Source organism: Vibrio sp. 10N.237.312.B06 (assembly GCF_041464685.1).
Taxonomy (GTDB): domain Bacteria; phylum Pseudomonadota; class Gammaproteobacteria; order Enterobacterales; family Vibrionaceae; genus Vibrio; species Vibrio tasmaniensis_A.
Genome location: NZ_JBFSPI010000036.1, coordinates 1 through 18,944, shown reverse-complemented (window position 1 = coordinate 18,944; position 18,944 = coordinate 1). Strand labels below are relative to the sequence as shown.

13 protein-coding genes are annotated in these 18,944 nt (G+C 43.2%); 9 read left to right on the top strand and 4 right to left on the bottom strand.

Going from position 1 to position 18,944, the window contains the following annotated elements:
* The first annotated feature begins 29 nt into the window (after positions 1–29).
* From AB6C75_RS11660 to AB6C75_RS11640, 5 genes are all read left to right on the top strand, one after another.
* Complete coding sequence (locus AB6C75_RS11660) at positions 30–983, top strand: ABC transporter permease (RefSeq protein WP_372107832.1); 954 nt, start codon at positions 30–32, stop codon at positions 981–983.
* A complete protein-coding gene (locus AB6C75_RS11655; RefSeq protein ID WP_009844853.1) occupies positions 976–1,926 on the top strand; it encodes an iron chelate uptake ABC transporter family permease subunit in 951 nt (316 codons plus the stop codon). The genes AB6C75_RS11660 and AB6C75_RS11655 overlap by 8 nt, the downstream gene beginning before the upstream one ends.
* Positions 1,927–1,938: 12 nt before the next feature.
* Positions 1,939–2,703, top strand: a complete 765-nt coding sequence (locus AB6C75_RS11650; protein WP_102257601.1) for an ABC transporter ATP-binding protein — start codon at positions 1,939–1,941, stop codon at positions 2,701–2,703.
* Positions 2,704–3,022: 319 nt separating this feature from the next.
* Complete coding sequence (locus AB6C75_RS11645; protein ID WP_372107831.1) at positions 3,023–4,048, top strand: HD domain-containing phosphohydrolase; 1,026 nt, start codon at positions 3,023–3,025, stop codon at positions 4,046–4,048.
* Positions 4,041–9,011: an ATP-binding protein gene (locus AB6C75_RS11640; protein WP_372107830.1), complete on the top strand. Its 4,971-nt coding sequence runs from the start codon at positions 4,041–4,043 to the stop codon at positions 9,009–9,011. Before AB6C75_RS11645 ends, AB6C75_RS11640 begins: the two co-directional genes overlap by 8 nt.
* Positions 9,012–9,105: 94 nt before the next feature.
* On the opposite strand, the gene AB6C75_RS11635 is transcribed toward AB6C75_RS11640, so the two are convergent.
* Positions 9,106–9,996, bottom strand: coding sequence for a LysR family transcriptional regulator (locus AB6C75_RS11635; RefSeq protein WP_009844857.1), 891 nt, complete (start codon positions 9,994–9,996; stop codon positions 9,106–9,108).
* 307 nt (positions 9,997–10,303) lie between these two features.
* Here AB6C75_RS11635 and AB6C75_RS11630 point away from each other — a divergent pair, with 307 nt between their 5' ends.
* Positions 10,304–11,479, top strand: coding sequence for an MFS transporter (locus AB6C75_RS11630; RefSeq protein WP_009844858.1), 1,176 nt, complete (start codon positions 10,304–10,306; stop codon positions 11,477–11,479).
* A gap of 213 nt (positions 11,480–11,692) precedes the next feature.
* On the opposite strand, the gene AB6C75_RS11625 is transcribed toward AB6C75_RS11630, so the two are convergent.
* Both AB6C75_RS11625 and AB6C75_RS11620 read right to left on the bottom strand, forming a co-directional pair.
* On the bottom strand, positions 11,693–14,449 hold the full coding sequence (locus tag AB6C75_RS11625) for an immune inhibitor A domain-containing protein (RefSeq protein WP_372107829.1): 2,757 nt from the start codon (positions 14,447–14,449) through the stop codon (positions 11,693–11,695).
* A 47-nt stretch (positions 14,450–14,496) separates the two neighbouring features.
* Positions 14,497–14,808: a hypothetical protein gene (locus tag AB6C75_RS11620; RefSeq protein ID WP_372107846.1), complete on the bottom strand. Its 312-nt coding sequence runs from the start codon at positions 14,806–14,808 to the stop codon at positions 14,497–14,499.
* Here AB6C75_RS11620 and AB6C75_RS11615 point away from each other — a divergent pair.
* Positions 14,714–14,953 carry a hypothetical protein gene (locus tag AB6C75_RS11615; protein ID WP_167852957.1) on the top strand — a complete coding sequence of 80 codons (240 nt, stop codon included), beginning with the start codon at positions 14,714–14,716 and terminating at the stop codon, positions 14,951–14,953. The two genes, AB6C75_RS11620 and AB6C75_RS11615, sit on opposite strands and share 95 nt — an antisense overlap.
* Positions 14,954–15,384: 431 nt before the next feature.
* Here AB6C75_RS11615 and AB6C75_RS11610 read toward each other — a convergent pair whose 3' ends face one another.
* Entirely contained in the window at positions 15,385–16,347 is a 963-nt protein-coding gene (locus AB6C75_RS11610; protein ID WP_017101545.1) for a hypothetical protein, read from the bottom strand.
* Positions 16,348–16,498: 151 nt separating this feature from the next.
* On the opposite strand from AB6C75_RS11610, the gene AB6C75_RS11605 reads away from it, so the two are divergent.
* Both AB6C75_RS11605 and AB6C75_RS11600 read left to right on the top strand, forming a co-directional pair.
* Entirely contained in the window at positions 16,499–16,966 is a 468-nt protein-coding gene (locus AB6C75_RS11605; protein ID WP_135384215.1) for an Lrp/AsnC family transcriptional regulator, read from the top strand.
* Positions 16,967–17,172: 206 nt separating this feature from the next.
* Complete coding sequence (locus tag AB6C75_RS11600; protein WP_372107828.1) at positions 17,173–18,735, top strand: methyl-accepting chemotaxis protein; 1,563 nt, start codon at positions 17,173–17,175, stop codon at positions 18,733–18,735.
* The last annotated feature ends 209 nt before the right edge of the window (positions 18,736–18,944 follow it).

Below are 18,944 nucleotides of genomic sequence, written 5' to 3'. Positions count from 1 at the left end.
TCCCCGATCCTACCTTTAGTATTACTTCTATGTTGAAACCCATTGCAGCTGCTGTATTTCTTGTTGTGTTATGCGTTGCGTCATTAATGATTGGAGTCGCTGAGATCAGTTTTAGCGATTTTTTCAATGGCAACCAACACGCCAACTCTATTTATGTTGTTAGTCGGATCCCTCGACTGTTCGCGATTGTGCTTGCCGGTGCCGGCTTGAGTGTTGCTGGCTTGATAATGCAACAGATTGTTCAGAATAAGTTTGCTGCACCTTCTACGATGGGCCCGATTGATTGCGCCATGTTGGGGTACATCGTCGGTATTCTGGTGCTGGGTAATGCCGCTCAATGGAGCTACTTAGGCTTTATCTTTGCGTTTGCGGTGTTAGGCACCATGCTATTGGTCCGCTTTCTACAACACTTGAAGTTCAAGAATGCGGTGTTGGTACCTTTGATTGGCATCATGTATGGCAACGTTGTCTCATCTCTAACAACCTTTATCGCTTACAAATACGATTTAGTACAAACCATGTCGGCTTGGACGATGGCGAACTTTGCGAGTGTATTGCAAGGCAGCTATGAAATCCTTTACCTCGCGGTTCCTGCATGTGTGTTGGCTTATTACTTTGCGAGTCAGTTCAGTGCGGCAAGTATTGGTGAAAGCTTCGCAAAAAACATTGGCCTCAATTATCAGAAGATCGTCTTCATTGGTGTTGCATTGGTTGCTATCTGCGCCTCTTCAGTGGTGATGATCGTTGGTGTTATCCCATTTCTTGGCCTTATCGTGCCGAATATCGTGTCGTTGATGATGGGCGATAACATGAAGAAAATTCTGCCTTGGACAGCCTACTGGGGCGTGATCTTGGTATTGACCTGCGACTTGTTGGCTCGAGTCGTTATCTTCCCTTACGAGATTCCAATCTCAATGGTAATCAGTGTCTTTGGCGGCTTGATTTTTATCTACCTGATCATGAGAGACAAGTCGAATGCGTGATTCAGTAAAAATTGCGATTCTGGCTATCGCGTCTTTGGGTATGGCGGCAGTATTTGTGGGGCAGGGACTTACGTGGGATAACTACGAGTTCTTCTTGTCTTTGCGACTACCCAAACTGCTGTCGATTGTGTTGGCTGCGGTGGCGATTTCTGCATCGTCATTGGTTTTCCAAACCATCACTAATAATCGAATTCTAACCCCATCCATCTTGGGCTTTGACAGTCTGTATATGCTGGTTCAAACGGTGCTTCTGTTTGTGTTTGGCAGTACCAGTTTCTGGGTGATTGATTCAATCGCAAACTTTTCATTGTCTGTGACTGTGATGATCTTGTTCTCGTTTGCGCTGTTCCATTTTTACTTCAAGAGCAAGCGAAATAACGTATTTACGCTGTTATTGATTGGTATTGTGTGCGGCAGCGTATTCTCAAGCTTGGCTAACTTCCTTGCGATGTTGATTGACCCGAACGAGTTTGCCGTGCTGCAAAATGTGATGTTCGCGAGCTTCAATAACGTGAAAGGTGAACTGGTTTACCTCAGCCTTATTCCACTGGGTTTGAGCTTGCTTGGCCTGTGGTTGTTGGCTCCCAAGCTTGATGTGCTTTGGCTTGGTATTGATAACGCAACAAGCTTGGGTGTGAACACCAAGCGACTGACTCAGATTACTTTGGTGATTGTGTCAGTGATGGTCGCGGTATCGACTGCTTTGGTTGGCCCTGTGTTGTTCTTTGGTTTAATCACCGTGAGCTTAGCTCGTCAGATATTCAAATCTTATCAACATCGTGTGCTTATCATCGCGAGCAGTTTGTTAGCGGTCGTTCTATTGGTTTCAGGCCAATGGTTCATTGAAAAAGTAATGGCGTTTGAAACCACTGTGAGCGTGATCATTAACTTGGTCGGCGGTTTGTATTTTATGTTCTTGTTGTTACGCACCAGAATTCAGTAAAGGTAATAAGTAGTGATTAAATTAACAGGTTTGAGTAAGAAGTATGGCAAGACACTTGTGGTGGATGATGCCAGTGCCATGTTCCCGAAAGGGGAAGTGACTTCTATCATTGGCCCAAATGGTGCGGGTAAAAGTACTCTGCTTTCTATGGCGAGTCGCTTAACCGAAAGTGATGCGGGCGAGGTCGTTATTGGCGATAAATTACTGGCTGAATGGGATACCAAAGAGCTTGCGAAGCACCTTGCTGTGTTAAGACAATCAAACAACATCAATATGCGATTTACGATTCGTGAGTTGGTCTGTTTTGGGCGTTTTCCGCATTCTCAAGGTCGCTTGAAAGACGAAGATCATAAGATCGTCGATACAGCGCTAGAGCACCTTGGCATTACCGATATCCAAAACAGATACCTTGATGAATTGAGTGGTGGTCAGCGTCAAATGGCGTTTATCGCGATGGTTGTGGCGCAAGATACGGATTATGTGTTCTTGGATGAGCCACTAAACAACCTAGATATTAAACACTCGGTTGAAATCATGCAGACGCTACGTCGCCTAGCGCATGAGTTTAATAAGGCGGTCGTTATCGTGATTCACGACATCAACTTTGCTTCTTGTTACTCAGATAACATTGTCGCGATGAAGAGGGGCCAAGTGGTTAAGTCGGGCAAGGTCTCTGAAGTGGTTGAAAAGTCAGTGATGGAGTCGATCTACGAGATCCCATTTGAGATTCGTGAGTTCGATGGTGTTCGAATCTGTATGTATTATTCAGGTCGTTAGGTTATTGGTTCGCTAGGCTATTTGATTCTCTAATGACTTAAGTGAAAAGAGCTCCCAAGTGAGGAGCTCTTTTTGTTTTTGCCAGTTTGTATTTTGTTAATAAAAGGTCTGGATTCAAAAGTAATCTGTATAATTTTCTTTGTATTATAATGACTTAATCGACGTAATATTGACTGGTCATACTTCGACAAACGTTGGTTTGATGTCACTCGAAGATCTACTCTTCATTTTCAATAAACAATTGCTATTTTTTCTGATTAACCTCTAAAAATCGTTCTACACTATATTTATAACTGTTTGATTTTTATACGAGGTATCAATGAGTCGTAAACCCATAGTGTTAGTCGTAGATGACACCCCAAGCAATTTGGATGTGTTGACTGCAATACTTAAAGATACCTATCAAGTCAAAGTAGCAATTAACGGTACCATTGGCATCAAGATAGCCAAGATGGTGCCTCAGCCAGACCTCATTCTCCTCGATATCATGATGCCTGATATTGACGGTTATGAAGTTTGCAGACAGCTCAAAGAACAGCCCAACACCGCGCATATCCCCATTATCTTCGTTACTGCCAAAATTGGACCTGAAGCCGAAGTAAAAGGGCTCTCCTTGGGGGCTGTAGATTACCTAACCAAACCGATAACCCCTGCTATTGCACTCCAGCGTGTGAAAACGCATATCGCACTTTATGACCAACAACGCGCGTTGTTTAGTCAGGTAAAAGAGAAAACTCAAGAGATCAATCTCGGTAAGCTAGAAACACTGAACATACTGGGTAGAGCTGCTGAATTTAAAGACAATGAAACAGGCATGCACGTTAAGCGTATGAGTCACTACTGTGAAGTGCTAGCTAAAGCCTTGGGAATGACTGACGAAGATGCCGAGACGTTGCGTGATGCAGCACCAATGCATGATATTGGCAAGATTGGCATTCCCGATAGTGTGCTGCTAAAGCCTGGTAAGTTGGATGCCGGTGAGTGGAATACCATGCAGAAACACGTCGAGTACGGTGTTGAAATTCTTGGTAGGCAGAGTGATTCCAAACTGATGCGTATGGCGATTCAGGTGGCGCAATATCATCATGAGAAATGGGATGGCAGCGGTTACCCAAACCAGATCGCGGGTGAAGAAATTCCTTTGGTAGGAAGAATCGCTGCGGTGGCTGATGTGTTTGATGCCCTGACAGCAGAGCGTCCTTATAAGAAGGCTTGGAGTGTCGATGAGGCACTGAGCTTGTTTGAAGAACAGAAAGGCAAACATTTTGATCCAACTATCGTTGATCTGTTCTTTCTTAAGTTGCCCGAGATTCTTGCGATTAAAGCGAAGTTTAGCGATGAGTGATGGCTTGATGTTGTCACTAAATCGTTTTGTATTATCTCTTATCATTGGCTTATTGGTGTGGTCACTAGTCATTCGCAGTGTAAACGCGGCTGAAGTGACCGATGCTAAGTTAAACCAGTGGTTGGAAAACCAACCGACCATCACATTTATTGCGCTTTCCGACCATTACCCGTACTCATTCATCGATGACGACGGGCTGGTTTCTGGGATCATCAAAGATTGGACATTGGATCTTGAACAGCGTTTTGGTGTCCATGTTCGGTTTATCACAGTTAACTCGCGCGTCGAGGCCAAAGCGGCGTTAGTCGATGGGCGAGGCGACGTGTTCCCATTCCAACAGTTCGACCCAAGTGAAGGTGGACGTTTTCTTGCAAGTGATCCCTATATTCCTTATCAGGTGGCTGTGATAGTCCCTATCGACAAAAAACTCGATGGAAATCTAGATCAAAATAATAAACGCCGCATTGCGATGGTAAATGAAAACATAGACTTGGAGCGTGCAGGAGTGAGGTTGAGCTCTATCGAAAGAGTCGATTTTGAGAATGTTATTGATGCGGTGCGTGCGTTAGGGTCTGGTGATGTTGAAGGCATGGTCGGTGAACCTATCACCACTATGGATCTGGCGAAAAAAATTGGCGTGCATGATCTTGCGGTGAATTATGTTTTGGAGCATTGGAAAAGGTTAGAAGCATCAATGGTCATTCGAACCGATGAACCAGAGCTGCTGACGCTAATCAACAAACAGGTTGAAACATTCGACGTTAATAACAAGAATCAGATTCTATCAAAATGGCTAGGTAGCTCCCCTTATCGAGTGCCACTCAAAGGCGTGTTCGGTTTTGGTAACCCTCCGTATATGTACCCAGATAGCACTGCGGTCGGGCTAGAACACGACATTATTCAACGTGCTCTTAATGATATGGGGTATAAGCTGGGTGACGTTGTCACTCTTCCTCCTAGTGCCGCTAGAAAGGCCATCGACAACAATAATTCTATTGCCTTTGTTTCTGGCGTTCAGTTTGATGATCCTAATGCTCATTTCCTAAGTGATAAAGTTCTTAATGTTGAGTTTGTTCCTGTTTCACTGACTCGCCGCAAGCTCAAACTTGAATCTCAGAACGACCTATCACTAGGGGCGTTATTGTTCGACGAGACCTCACCAATTAAAAATTCTGTTGAAGTACTGAAGGGTAAGTTAGACATTGGTCGTGTCGAAGATTACGAAGGTCTTGAATCGGCATTCTCACAATTGAGGGCTCAAAATGTTGACCTGTTAATGGTTGAACGAAGGGTTCTGGAGTGGTTTATCACCAATACTCGTTTTATTGAAATGGCAGAGCTAACGTTACATGACGAGTATAAAGTTGAGTATCCGATCTATGTTGATTTTAAGAGTGAGGAAATCAGAGACAGCTTCAATGCCGCGATTAACAACCTTAAACAGGCCGATGACGGTTTAAGCCAAATTATCGAGATGCAGGTTCAGAATGATCTAAGCCAAGTGCTTAAAAAGGCGAATATCATAGCGCAAATATCCGCGTATTTTATCGTCAATGACCGCTTTGAAGAGTTAACCGAAGTTTTTGAAATTTTCGATACGGACAGTTCATTTCAGGTGATCACTGCACAGGCGGATAATAGTAATCGTCCAATCAAATCTTGGTACATCGGTAACCTAGTTGATGAATATGGAGAGAAGAAAAACACCTCTCACTTTTCATCAGTCACCAAGGTCGCAAATTATCGAACCAAAGGAGGGAGCACCAATTCTGGTTCGATGACTTTCTACTTTGATGTTCAGTCGTTAGAGCGGAACCATGTTTATTTTCCATCAGTCGAACAATTTAGTTCATTCGGAGATGCGGCGAAACGCTATATTGCGGATGTTTATCAAGCGAGTAATTTGACTGGAGAGATCTTAAATCTAAGCCAAAAAGAGAGGAAGTGGATCAAAGACAATCCGGATGTTCGGATAGGTATCGATCCAAATTCGTTGCCTTATGAGGCGGTATCCAATACCGGTGAATACATCGGTATGATTGACGATTACCTAACGCTCATTGAGCAGAAAACAGGGTTAAGTATCAACCATGTAGACGTTGCAAGTTGGTCTGAGACCCGAAGCTTGGTTGATCATCATGAAGTAGAACTGGTCTCCGCAGCACAAGAGAACCGTTCGTTAGGAGACAACGTCAAAGCAGTCAAGAGCCTGTTTTCAAGCCGTTTAGCTATTGCATCGAGACGAGACATAAGTAGCTTGGTGCTTGAGGAAGCTGAAGGATGGAAAATCGGTATCTTGAAGAACGCAGCAAATACCGATGCGATTGTCGGGAAATACCCGAATATTGAATGGGTGAAAGTAGAATCCACTGAAGATGGGCTTAACCGACTGGATGATGAAACCCTAGATGGCATGATCGATACTGTCGAAGTCCTAAACTACCTCATTGATTCATTTGGTCATCGTGAGGTCGGAATTATCGGACGACTTGATTTTTTCCTTTCTCCAACCTTACACGTCATTAAGTCTGAACCTTTGCTTTATTCCATTGTGAATAAGGCGATTGAGAGCATTTCTGCTGAAGAACGTCAAAAGATATCGGCGAAGTGGGCAGCGCCAAAAGCGATAGAAAGAGTTGACTATGAATTGGTTTATACCATTTCAGGTTTTGCTTTGGTGATCGTTTTACTTATCGTTTTCTGGAATCGAAAACTCTCGAAACAAATAAGCATTGCCAATGATGCAACAGAGGCGCTTAAGAAGGCTCAGGAGCAGCTCTACAATATGCTTAACAGCTCTCCTATCGCCGCGAGTGTTGTGTTTGAAGAGAAAGTTCGTTATGCCAACGATACTGCGAAACGGCTGTTTGGGGTTGAAGGTCTTGATCTTGATTCTATCGATGTAGCTTCTATTCATGACTCTTTATCCGTTCGGGATGATGTACATAAGGAGCTAATGCTCAATGGCAAGGTAGTAAACCGGGAGTTGGTGCTTAGAAAATCTGATGGAACCCGTTTCGTTGCGCTCGTCAGCTATTATTTGTTTGAGCTAGATGGCGAGATAGCCACGCTATTTTGGGCATTCGATATTTCAGAAATGAAGCGCCTTAATGAGCAATTAGAAGAAGAGAAACAGAGGGCCGATTTGGCGAGCCAAGCTAAATCGGAATTCTTAGCCAATATGAGCCATGAAATTAGAACGCCAATGAACGCTATTATTGGTTTGTCTTACCTGGCGATTGGCGAAATATCTAATCCTGTTGCTCGAAACTATATTGAGAAAGTGCACCGTTCGGGGCATTCACTGTTAAGCATCATTAATGACATCCTCGACTTCTCTAAGATAGAGGCGGGACAGCTTGTCATTGATAGCATCCCATTTTATCCCGTGACGACATTCCAAGATGTCATTGAGTTGATGGAACCCAAAGCGAATGAGAAGCAACTTAACTTGTCTATGTCGATAGATCCAGAGTTAAACACTCCGTTGATTGGTGACCCATTAAGGCTGTTCCAAGTAATACTTAACCTTGTTGGTAATGCGATTAAGTTTACGGAAACTGGCAGTGTCTCGTTAACTGTAGCCCTTGTTGAATCAGATGATAACAGTCTGACTATGAAGGTGATGGTGGCCGATACTGGCATAGGAATTTCTGATGAGAATCTACACAAGCTCTTTGAAGCATTTAGCCAAGCCGATAGTACAACCACGCGCCGATTCGGTGGCACAGGGTTAGGACTCAATATTAGCCAGAAATTGATTCGTGCAATGGGTGGCCAAATTAGTGTTGAGAGTGTTTTCGGGCAAGGCAGCGAGTTTTCGTTTGTTCTAACATTGCCAAGATCAAGCGTTGAAGAATTGGCAGAGTTTAAAGCCCAAGAGCTGCAACTGGATTACCAGATAGAGTTCAAAGGTCAAAGGGTGTTGCTAGTTGAAGATAATGAGTTAAATCAAGATTTAGCTTTGGCATTCTTCACCCGCTCTAATCTGAATGCCGACTTGGCAGAGAATGGAAAAGAGGCACTGGAGTTAGCTCAAAGCAATGAATATGAGATGATCTTTATGGACCTGCAAATGCCGATTATGGATGGTTTCGAAGCTACACGTTTGATTCGTGAGTTTGATAAAGATGTACCAATTATTGCGATGTCGGCTAATGTGTTTGCTGATGCGAAACAGCGAGCGCGAGAGGCTGGAGTCACGGACTTCTTGGATAAGCCCATTATCATCGATAAAGCCACCTCTTTGATTACGAAATACATCGTGCCAGAGGTTTTGGTTGAGGGTAAAGCGTCATCAGAGTCGCCTTTAGTTAGGATGCAAAATAGCAGCTCTAACAGTCCGACATTAAGCTCTGATACTCTGATGGTTCTCCCTGTTTTCTCATTGCCAAGGTTCGGTCAGCTGACTCATCATGATGTGAAGCTGCAAGACAAGATGCTTGGTAGATTCTGCCAAGGGGCGCCTGACATTATGTCGGATACCTTCGACAACCTAGTGCAAGATGAATGGGTGACGTTAGATCGGAACCTACATACGTTAAAAAGCATGGCGGCTTCTATTGGCGGGTTGCAATTGGCTGAACAACTCGGTGGTCTTGAAAGCAAAGCGCATAACAAGGCGTGTGATGAGCAGGATCTTAAACAAGCTGAGCTTGGGTTAATCGAATTGATCAAAACGGTAGAGAGCAGCTTTGATGGCTCTGGTGCTCAAGGTGTTGAAACGGCATGTACTCAAGAAACTGAGGTGAGAAGCGCTGATGCATCGAATTCGCCTAATATCACTCAAGAGCAGCGTGCTAAGTTGTATTCGCTGTTGGATGCTTATGATAACGATGCGACCCAATACGTGACTGAATTACTGGCACAGTATCCACATTCAGCAGTTCTTAAAGATGTCCAAAGTGCGTTAGATAATTACGACTTTGAACGAGCCCAAGAGGTTCTGAGCGCTTCTGAGTAGCTGTCTTTTGAACATCACTCCAACATTAAAGCCTTTAGCTCTTGCTGCGAAATAACGAACTAGCTAAAGGCTTTACTTCTTTCTGTGTCTCGGATTAATTACTGACGTGTTGTTTGATTAGATCGATAAGGGTGTTGTATCTGTGCGGCAGTTTTCGATTTCTTTTCTGAACCAAATACAGTGTTTCTTCAACCTTCACTTTAGGTGGCACAACGTGCAACTTCTCTTTGTCTGGAAAGTTTTCGACAGCCCCTGCGGGTAACACGGTGAACCCAAGCCCTTTTGAGACGGGTAATAGAATTTGGTGGAGTTGATTAATGTAGCCAGACTTCGGGATCTCATTGATGTTGATGTTCGCTAAATCTTTATCTCCGCATAGGTCAAAATACAAAGACAGGTAATGAGCAGAGTCTGGATGGGCTATGAGGCCGATATTGTGCAGAGCTTCAGGGGTAATCTCTAAGTCAGCAAGACTATGATGGACGATTAAGCACAGCGCCTCATTACCAATAACTTGGCTCTGATAATAGCTGTCATTGGGTGAATGTCTGACGATTCCAATATCGGTGGTGCCTTGGATTAGGTCGTTCAATATCTTTTTGTTCGGTGCCGCTTCTAGGTTGATGCTCAGGTCTTGATGTTGCTGCTGCAGTTCAAGAAGCTTGGGATACAGACGCAAAGAGAGTGAACCCGAACAGGATAGATGACATTGCCCAGAATAAGGGTTGTCGAAACTCAGAGATTCGAATAAATCTTCTTGGTCTTTTTCCAGTTTAAGAGCGTAGCGATACATAATCCGACCTTGTTCGGTCAGTTCGAAACTCTTATTTTCTCTCGATAACAAGTCACAGTTACAAGCTTGCTCAAGCTTTTTGATGTGTTGGCTAACGCCAGGCTGTGTCATATACAGCTTTTCTGCAGTTTGGGTGAAATGACCAACTTCAACCAGAGTCTTAAATGTATTGAGCCAAAGTGGATTAATCATACTCACCTTTAAATGCTAACGCCTATGGATAAAAAGGCTTATAAGTAACAGAGCCTGTGAATAACAAAGCCTATAAACAACAAAGCTTCTGAATAACACAAAATTATTATTATCTTAAGTAATGATAATTTCAACTCTAGAGCGTAAAGCAACGAAGATTAAAGCACCTTTGGCGGAATACACTTCGAAGTCGAGACTCGTGGCTCTTTAATTGAGTGCTTTGGTGAGTTCATTAAAAGTAACAAAGAGTTGCGACTTTGTTGATTTTTTGTTCTATTGACCAGCTGTGCCATATTTAGGAACGAAGATGAATAGAAATGTTTGGCTGCTCTCACTGTGTCAGGCCTTGTTGATGACGGGCAACATATTACTGATTTCAGTGATTGGCTTGATAGGCAAACAGATTGCACCCAGTGTCAGCATGATTACTTTGCCTGTTGCGTTGCAGTTTTTAGGCTTAATGGCAGCCACTATTCCTGCATCTTTAATTTCAGGAAAATTAGGACGAAAACGAGGGTTTAGTATCGGCAATGTAGTTGGCATTACCGGAGCAAGCCTTGCGACTTACGCGTTATCTCAGCAACATTTCTATCTGTTTTGTTTCGCCACGTTTTTGCTTGGGATAGGTATTGGTTTTGGTACGCTTTATCGTTTTGCTGCAATCGAGGTGTGTGATGAAAATGCCCGTCATCGAGCGATATCTATCTCTATGGCTGGTGGCGTTTTAGCAGCGGTATTAGGGCCAAACTTGGCGATTATGTCGCAACAGTGGTCAGCAGATGGTTTGTATATTGGTGCTTTTGCTTCGCTGATCGGCCTAAACATCTTAGCTTTAGCCTTGTTACAAACCATTCAGTTTCCTAAGGTCTCTTTTAATAGTCAGGCTCCCAAAGCCGATCCTTTAAGTGTGATCGTTAAAGCGCCGAACTTTGTTGGCGCTGTGTTTGCGGCCATGGTTGCTTACGCCGTGATGAACATTTTGATGACGGCAACACCATTGGCGATGATTGGTTGCGGATTCGATTTTACTAAAGCTGCTGGTGTGATTGAGTGGCACGTATTGGGTATGTTTGTGCCTGCATTCTTTACGGGTTACCTCATCGAGAAGTTCGGTTCAAGAATGATGATCCTTGCAGGTGGCGTGTTATTTGTGGTGAGTATTGCCATCAATATCCATGGCGTATCAATTTGGCACTTTAGAGCGGCTTTGGTTGTGCTTGGTGTGGGTTGGAACTTTATGTTCATCGCTGCAACAGGCTTATTCAGCCAGTCGTATCAAGCTCAAAATAAAGCCAAGGCACAAGCGTTCAATGAATTTGTTGTGTTTGGTTGTGTAACTGTCACGGCGCTACTGTCTGGTTGGTTGGAGTCAACAGTAGGTTGGCAAAACCTTAACGTTTACGTTTTACCATTCGTTTTGGCCGTAATTTTGTTGTTTGCATTCAGTGCGCGTAAATCACGCATTCAAAAGCAGCCCGTGTAATGGTTCATCGAATGGTGGTTCAGCAAGTTTTTTACTGTGACTAAACCCCTAGTATCTTAAATTGCGACCAATAAAAAGCCCTACCGAATCGATAGGGCTTTCGCTTATGGCTTAAATAATGACGTTTTCTTAAAACTGCTGTCGTGGTTTATATCCTGTGACAACAGTACTTAAGCCTATTTTGTAAATCCTCATGATAGAGCCTGCTATGATTTACAGGTCGACTAAAATTGTCTTAGTCGTAATCCCGCCTTGGTCATCGATTATCTTCAGTGTCACCTTGTGCTTACCGTATGATGGGAAGATTGAAGTGAATGTACGACCTCGTTTCACCTTACCGTTTGGAAGTGTCCACTCGGTATCAACAATACGACCATCACTGTCTGAACTTGTTGACCACATGGTTACCCAGCGACCCAAGTGAATGTACTTCGCGCTAGCTTCTGGAAGAGCGTTTGGAGATTCAACACTCACTACGGAGCTGAACGAATCGGTATTGCCTTTGTCGTCGACAACAGTCAAGTTCACCGTGTATTCACCTGCTTGCTCGTAAGACCAAGTTGGTGTCACTTCGTTACTTGTTGTTCCGTTGCCCAAGTCCCATAGATAACTGGTGATCTCACCGTCTTGGTCTGAGCTAAAGTTACGTGCTGAAACGTTCAGGCCAGTCACATTAAGTTCGAAGTTCGCAGTAGGAGCGACGTTGTGTTGGCTTACTTTAGATAAGCGAACCACACCGTATTCGTTGTTGTCACTCTGATTCACAATATCGACCGCTAAACCAAACTCCGTCAGGATACGTCCTGAGTCTGGTGCTTGAGGCGATGTGTAATCTTGGTCATCCGAGAAGCTAGCATTGCCAACTAAACTGGTATCTTCGAGCACATCATTGTCGCTGTTTACAAGACGCATTGGAGTATGATCTTTGAGTGAAAACGCCGCATCACGAACTTGGTAACGAGTTTGAGCGACTTCACCGGATTTTTCCCAAGTCATTGCATTCTGGTCGGCATCGACCACGCCTAACCAACCTTCACCTGGGTGTTTACCTACCCAGTTATCAGTCAGAGATTCGTCTACGTACCAAATAATCAAACCCGGATCGAATGAGATCAGTTGGCCCATGCGTTTGATGTTGGCTAGACCCTCATCAACGTCCATGTGGCTGCGCCATTGCAACAGGTAGTAGTGTTGCGCTTGGTGGAACCCATTACTCAGCTTGTAACCATTTAGGGCGAAGGTGGAGTTGCTCTCACCATCGTCTATTAAGGTTACTTCACCATCAACGACCACACTGAGGTTATCCAAATAGAAACCTTCCATCGCCAAGCCACCATCGGTGATGTATTCAAACGAAAGCTCTACTTCTTGGCCTGCCCATTGTGAAACGTCGAACTCAGCATCAATCCAACCGCCAGATTCGCCGCCAATAGCAGGAACGAGGCCAGTATTGTACGGGTCATCCAATGAGGTGATGTTGCCGGCAATGGCTTGTCCATTCACGAGTACGCGTGCAAAGTCGTAGTCTTTCTCAATTTCATACCAAGTTTTGAATGAAAGCAGTGCAGAATCGCCGGCTGGAATCACCAACTTGCGTGTCATGCTGTTTTTCAGGTCATCGCCTTTTTGAGAGTGGAACGAATACTCACCAGCAAACGGTTTTAAACCTTCGATCTGTTTTTCTGGAAGATCCACTTTAATCATGTTAGGACGGTTGTTATCCGTTGTTTGGAACAACGTATAAACCTGTGGGTTGTCTTCTAGGTCATCAATCGAGATTTGATCATCGTTAATCCAACGACCACCAATCGACTTCTGTAGGAAGTGTTTTGCCCAAGAGCTGAATGCCGTTGGCTGTGTGCCACCAATTTGACCAGCCCAACTGCCCGAAGACATGATTGACCAGTAAGAGACAGGTTCACCCTTGCCTGTATATTGCGTATCGTACTCGTCTGGCAAGCCTAAATCATGGCCATACTCGTGAGCACATACACCAGCTGCGGCATCAATCGGTTGAATCGTGTAATCAAATGCTGCGTATTGGCCACCAAAGCGGTCTGGAAGCGAGCTAGAGGTGCCTTTAAGTACATGAGTGCGACCAAGGTTGAATCGGTGAGACCAAATCGCATCAGGGCCTAATACGCCACCACCGGCTTCTTCACCAACAGATGCGTGGAACACCATTAGATGATCAATCACACCATCGGGTTCACGGAAGTTTCCGTCACCGTCGTAATCGTAACGATCTTCAATATCGTAATCGGCTAGATTGATACTCGGATCTTGAGCCAATTGATTCAGTGCTTCGCGAACCAGTTCTTGCGCGTTGAGATCGTTGTCGGTAGTAGGGGAGTTACCCCCATAGAATGACGCAGGTTTAGAGGCGCGATACCAACCTGCAGCTTGGCCCGCAACGCTGTAACTATCACCAGATTCGCTTTGGTAATACTGACGCATCGAGATTAGATTTTCGCCGTTTGGCCCAGTGTAGCCAGAGTTTGAAAACAACAACTCTTGATAATGTTCTGGGTTGTAGCTCTCGTAGAGCATTTGTGTGTGCTCTTCGGTCAGTTTGTTGTTATCCCAGTTCAAATCAGGGAAATCGACTAACAGAGCGAGTACTTTATCGGTACGCTTGGTGCCGACTTCTAACGCAAAGACGCTCGCCTTTTTAACACCAGATCCTTTTTCTATGGCTTTAAGTATTTTCGCTCGTTGCTCAAGTGCTTTCTTACCGAATTGAGCGTCACCTTTAAAACCGGAATTGATTTTATTCTTCAAGTAGCGGTCAAGTGCGTCGTGCTTTGCCACATCGGTTGCATCTTGGTCGACTAAGCCCTGTCTAACTAGCATTTCAATGAGTTTGTCTTCATTAACAACGCCTAAATCAATAGGTGTTTTTGCATAACTACTGACGCTAAATAGAGTAAGCATTGCTGAAGCCAACAATGTTTTTCTCATCATTTTCATTATATTTTCCTTTTATATTTCCATGTCGATATCAGTATCAACTTGCCTTATTCGGATCTGTTGTCCGAGTTTGGCCTAATACACTCTTGCGGTGTCTTATTTAACTGACGTGTGTTTGTTGTATTTTTTTTACTTTCTATCTCCTTTGTATTGGTTGTCTCTTTTCTACTTTTTGAATCAAACGGAGTGCTCTTCGCTTTTTTAGCGTTGAGATAGATACGTAAAGCTTCTTGATTTTCCTCATAGGTTAAGCTAGAACAGATAATGCCTCGTTTAATCAATGACTTAAGTAATGATTCATCGTTCTCAATAGTGGAAGCCTGTGACAGTGATGACAAAGTTAGAACCATTAAAGTCATTGCTTTTATGGGTATTTTTGTAAGAATATTAGTTGTGCGAGCCTCGGTTGTAAGAGGCGCTGTTATAAGGAGCATATTAAAAAGAGCCATCAGTTTTGATTATGTAACAAAATATATTTATAAAATTAACCAATCAAATAGATAATTATTACAAGCAATTGTTCGTTCCGATTTCAACATTTAAAGTTAATATCAAATAATGGTCGTTATTTATTTTATTATCAGCTATTTAATGAGTTTTGTTGAATGAATAGTTGATAGTTTGGATTTTAATAATATTGGTTGAGAAGTGATTATTATCTTGAGAGTACTTTATACAAGGTATGGAGTTATAAGTAATAATATGCGTTTTATATTCTCTGTGTTTAAACATTGCATTTAATAATTGAGTTATTAGTAAATACCGGTGCTGAAATTATTTTCACACGAAATATCAATAATTAGGGTGTTGAGAATGATTTTCAGTGTTTCAAGGGCGTGAAATTTAAAAATAGCGGAGGTGATAGGAGTACCAAGTCGTAAAAAAGAACCCGTATTTGAGTTCTTTTCCTTTTATTCTTGTTGGCGATTTACTTATTACTGAGAGACATCGCGATAGAAATACCGTTCGCAAGTGCTTGGATTCATGCGCTTAATGACGTTTGATATCACAGCGACAACCAACACCGAGAATACAAGCCTTCCCCAAAATATCGTGTAGAAATCAGCCCCGATGAGTAGGATCAACAACGTATCTTCAATTAAACTGTGGAGCAAGTTGAGCAACATGATTGCGGTGAATACGTCTCTTGCTGAGATATGCCCTTTCTTGGCTTCATTGATTAATAAGCCGCCACCAAACGAAAGGCCGAGCGTGATTCCTATTATTGTTAGGTTTGTTGCGTCTTTGCTGATTCCTAGCAGCCTCAAGAACGGTCTTAACAATATTGCCATGAGCTTTTCAATGCCGAGAATCTTTAAAACTTTGAGTAACAGTAATAGTACTGAGATTACCATGAAGATAACCGCAAAGTTCTTGAACTGTTCAAGCGCCCAACCAAGATAACTCGTGTCTCCAGATACTTCCGGTTGCCAAAGCACGGTTGCTGGGTAGTTGAGCCAGTCTCCGTATTGATAACTGAGGTTGAGTAGCCATGCCAGCACTAAGCTTCCCCCCACTCTCACCGATAGGGTAGCCAGCCAGCTAACACCTGCTTTTTTGGCAATAGCGCCTTCAATTGGCAATGAGTGAGCAAGGAGCATCATGCTGCCTAAAATTGAAGCTTGAGCAACCGTTAAGGGAACATCGGAATTAATAAGGATAATTAGCCCGGCATAGATGTTGGTGAGTATGGTAGTTGCCCATACTAGACCCATTTCTTTGGGTAATCCGACGCTTTCCATTATAGGGCTTAGCCATTCGCTAAGAATCATTATGCCGCCAAGCTCTTCGACGACTTTTATCAATATGATGATTGGAATCATGATACGGAAAAGCGTCGAAGTGACATCGAAGATTTCTTTGAGGAGCTCTTTGAAAAATTGATAGGTTGATTTCATTGTTACGACCATAACTCGTTGTGTTGTATAAAAAGATCTTACCGCGATTGTTGTGATTATGATTTCAAAAATAACCTATAAAATTACCCATGATTTTTAAATTGTCGTAAAGTAAGAAATTATCAGTCAAAAAATCATGGTTTAAGAAATTATGGAAATAGACCGTATAGATAGAAGCATATTGGTTGAGCTTCAGAAGAATAACCGGATCCCTAATCAATCGTTAGCCGAGATCGTAGGGCTATCACCTCCTGCTTGCTTAAAGCGAGTGAAACGATTGAGGCAAGAGGGCGTGATAGTCGGTGATGTATCGATCATTAACCCTGAGCTTACTGGCAGCAAGATGACCCTAGTTGTGTCCGTTGAAATGGAGCGCGACCGAGGGGATATCTATCAAATTTTTCGCCATTCTATTTCTAAGGCGTCAGAGGTCACTCAGTGCTATCAGATATCAGGCAGCTTTGACTTTATGTTGATTGTTACGGTCACAGACATTCAAGCTTACGAAGACTTTGTTGAGCGAGTATTACGTAAAGATCTGAATATTCGCAAGTTCCATACCTCCGTCTCTATGAGAACAGTGAAATTTACCACTGCAGTTAATTTAGATGAGTCATGACTTTTAGTCAGATAGAGGTGTGAATAATTAGATCAAAGGCATAATAGTTAGGGAAGAGGCTTAGCGTTTAGAGTTTTGTGAGGTGCATTGGTTATTTTTGTATAAATAGCAGTCATTTACACAAAATGTTACGTTCGCATTTTGTAAGAACTTTAATAATTGTATATATTCCTCGGCTACAATAATAGTTAACAAAAGTTAATATAATGACAGCCAGCTCTCCTTCTCAATCTCGTGAAACGCTTTTAAGCGAAAATGAACAACTTGTCTCAACTACTGACCTTAAAGGTGTGATTACCTATAGTAATGACGCTTTTTGTCGCATTGCAGAATACAACCAAGATGAATTACTTGGGCAAAACCATAATATTGTTAGGCATGGTGATATGCCTAAAGCGGCTTTTGCCGATATGTGGGTGAATCTAAAACAAGGCAAGGCGTGGCGCGGGATCGTAAAAAACAAAACTAAATCCGGTGGGTACTACTGGGTTGATGCTTACGTTACCCCTATTTATGATGGCGGGAAGGTGAGTGGCTATCAGTCTGTTCGTGTTAAGCCGAAAAGCGAGTGGGTGCAAGTTGCGGATAAGGCCTATCAAAGCTTGTTGAAAGCTGAGACGTCAGGTCGCCAATGGTCACTACAGATCAGTGACAGTGTTCGTTACGCAGTGTTACTTGGCTCTTTGGCTGCGTCTCTGATTTCAAATCTTGTAGAAGTAGGGCAAGCATCGCAGTGGATATTGAGTCTTCTTCCTGTCTCTGCTCTAGCACTGCTTTTCCGACAAGAGCTCATTGATACTCCATTACAGTTGAAAAAACTGCAATCTAAATTCGATAGTGTCAGTCGCCTTGTCTACTCAGGTAACAGTCAGTTCTCTGTTGCCGATTTTCATCTCAAGCTGATGTCTGCCCGAATTCGCACTGTGTTAGGCCGTATGACAGACTCAGCGAAACCATTGCAAGATTTAGCTGATAACCTTAATGCGACGTCATACCAAGTCACTGAAGCGCTCGATCAGCAGACAAAAGATATTCTTCAGGTACGTGAAGCAACTGAAGAGGTTGAGGTGACCGCCAATGAAGTCTCTTCTCGTACAGAAGAAGCTCACCAGATTGTCGATGTTACCTTGCAAACTTGTGCTGGTGCTAAAGAGAGCATTGATCAAACCCATCGTAACCTTGAAAACTTGGCATCTCAGGCGGAGAAAGCGACGCACACGACTTACCAATTGAGCGACCAAGCGCAAAGCGTGAGCAAGATAATGGAAGAGATTGGTGGTATTGCTGAACAAACTAACTTGTTGGCACTTAACGCTGCGATTGAAGCGGCAAGAGCAGGCGAGCAAGGACGAGGCTTTGCCGTTGTTGCCGATGAAGTACGTGCGTTATCTGGTCGAACGTCAAAGGCCACAGTTCAGATTAAAGAGAGCATCGATACTATGCTGGCTACGATTGAAAGCTGGCAGAAAGATATCCTGGCGAACAGAGACCAAACCGACGCGTGCGGTGATGTTGCGAAGGTGAGCGCAGAGCGTTTATCTGAAGTTGAAAATCTAATGCAATCGATGAATGAATTGATGCAATCTGTTGAAAGCTCTGCTCATAAACAACGTGAACTATCGAGCGAATTAAATCTGCATATGCAGTCTATTGCATCCACCGCAGAGCAAAACTTGGTTGCAACACATTCCGTGAAAGACCACTCCACAGAGCTAAAAGAGCAAGTGAATGAATTCTATCACTTAGCGAAGCGCTTCGAAGAAAAATAGCGGTTAGATTTTAGAGTAATGAGAAATAAGAGAAGCCTTGCGAAACTAGCAAGGCTTTTTTGTGGCTCAAAAGAGCAGATTACAAAAACAGAAAGCCCCCAATAATTGATGTCCAACTGTTGGGGGCCGTTCATAATGTAGGCTCTTTAGTGTGTTTAGGGCGTGTTGACCTTTCGTGGTTAAATTTTGTTCGAGATAAAAGCGTTTTA